Origin of the sequence: Clostridium sp. (genome assembly GCF_016650095.1) — a bacterium.
GTDB lineage: Bacteria > Bacillota > Clostridia > Clostridiales > Clostridiaceae > Clostridium_AD.
On the sequence record NZ_JAENWL010000437.1, the window covers coordinates 1 to 2,219 of the forward strand.

Here is a 2,219-nt window from a genome sequence, read left to right on the forward strand (position 1 = left end):
TCTTTATAAAAAAGATGTGAGGGAGATAGCAATTAATGATTATTACCTACCACAAAGAATATTAGGAGGGGTTTTGATGAGAAAAGGTATAATTGCAGGAAACTATAAAATGAATATAACTGTGGCTGAAGCTATAATTTTAATTGAGAAAATAAAGCCTTTAGTTAAAGATGCGAAATGTGAAGTTGTAGTTTGCCCTACATTTTTATGTTTGGATGCAGTAATAAAAGCTACTAAGGGAACAAATATAAAAGTAGGAGCTCAAAATATGCATTTCGAAGAGAGCGGTGCCTTTACAGGTGAAATCGCGCCAGGAATGCTTAAAGAGATTGGCGTTGAATATGTTATAATTGGCCATAGTGAAAGAAGACAGTATTTTAATGAGACTGATGAAACAGTAAACAAAAAACTTAAAGCAGCTTATAAACATAGTATTAGTCCTATTCTTTGCATAGGGGAAACTCTTGAACAAATGGAAGGAAATATCACAGAAAAAGTATTAGAAAATCAAGTAAAATTAGATTTAGAAGGACTTACAAAAGAGCAAGTTGAAAAATTAGTTATTGCTTATGAACCAATATGGGCTATAGGAACAGGGAAAACAGCCACTGCGGATCAAGCTAATGAGACAATTGCATTTATAAGAAAGACTGTTGGAACTATGTTCGGTAGCGATGTATCAGAAAAACTTAGAATTCAATATGGTGGTTCTGTTAAACCATCAACTATAAAAGAACAAATGGGTAAATCGGATATCGATGGTGGTTTAATTGGTGGAGCTAGCCTCAAAGCAGAAGACTTTGCGGGAATAGTAAACTATTAAGAAAAAATATAAGCTTATGTGTAATGATTTTTAGAAACAATGGGTGGGAGGAACAAGAATGTCAAAAAAACCAGTAATGTTAATGATTTTAGATGGATTTGGGTTATCGGATAACGTAGATGGGAATGCAGTAGTTGCAGCAAATAAACCAAACTATGACAAAATAATAAAAAAATATCCAAGTTCTAAATTAAGTGCAAGTGGCCTTGACGTAGGACTACCAGAAGGACAAATGGGGAATTCTGAAGTTGGTCATTTAAATATAGGTGCGGGTAGAATTGTATACCAAGCGCTTACAAAAATAACAAAAGAAATCAATGAAGGAAACTTCTTTAAAAACCCTGCATTTACAAGCGCTATAGATAAAGCTATTGCGGCGAATTCTTCGGTGCATCTTTTAGGATTATTGTCTGATGGTGGAGTTCACTCTCATATTGATCATTTAAAGGCTTTAATAAAACTTGCTAAGGATAAAGGTGCTAAAAATGTTTATGTGCATGCTTTCTTAGATGGGAGAGATGTACAACCAGGTTCAGCACTAAAATACATATCAGAACTCGAAGAATATATGAAAGAAATTGGTGTAGGGAAAATTGCTACTGTATGTGGCAGATATTATGCTATGGATAGAGATAAAAGATGGGAAAGAGTCCAGCTTGCTTATAATGCTATGGTTTTATCTAAGGGTGAAGAAAATACTTCAGCGATAGAGGCAGTTAAAAAAGCTATTCATGATAATAAGACAGATGAATTTGTTCTTCCCACTGTTATAATGGAGAATAGTAAGCCAATAGCTGCTATACATAATAATGATAGTGTAATATTCTTTAATTTTAGGCCAGATAGGGCTAGAGAAATTACTAGAGCAATAAATGATAGTGTATTTGAAGGATTCAAAAGAGAAACTTTATCTTTGAACTTTGTATGTACTACTCAATATGATATATCTATAGAAAATGTTGATGTAGCATATGCTCCAGAAAGTTACAGCAATACGCTTGGCGAATATGTTAGTAAAATGGGTAAAAAACAACTCCGAATAGCAGAAACAGAAAAATATGCCCATGTTACATTCTTCTTCAATGGAGGGGTTGAGGCCCCAAATCCAAATGAAGATAGAGCGCTTATTCCATCGCCTAAAGTGGCTACATATGATTTGAAACCAGAAATGAGTGCATATGAGGTTACAGAGGAATTATTAAAGAGACTTAAAACGAATGAATATGACATGATAATACTTAACTATGCTAACCCTGATATGGTAGGTCATACAGGAGATTTTGAAGCGGCTAAAAAGGCTATAGAAACAGTTGATGAATGTCTTGGGAAAATAGTTGAAAGTGTTCTTAGTAGCGATGGTACCGTATTTATAACTGCAGATCATGGAAACTCTGAA

General features: G+C 34.1%; 2 protein-coding genes. Both read left to right on the plus strand.

Annotation, left to right across the window (positions count from 1 at the left end; genetic code table 11):
* Nucleotides 1–76: 76 nt before the first annotated feature.
* On the plus strand, nucleotides 77–823 hold the full coding sequence (gene tpiA / locus JJE11_RS17570) for a triose-phosphate isomerase (protein ID WP_291637973.1): 747 nt from the start codon (nucleotides 77–79) through the stop codon (nucleotides 821–823).
* Between the two features lie 58 nt (nucleotides 824–881).
* On the plus strand, nucleotides 882–2,219 hold a 1,338-nt coding region (gpmI, locus tag JJE11_RS17575; RefSeq protein ID WP_291637971.1), incomplete at its 3' end, for a 2,3-bisphosphoglycerate-independent phosphoglycerate mutase.

Coding starts and splice junctions, on each gene's coding strand:
- tpiA (WP_291637973.1), top strand. CDS start 77: ATGAGAAAAGGTATAATTGCAGGAAACTATAAAATGAATATAACTGTG.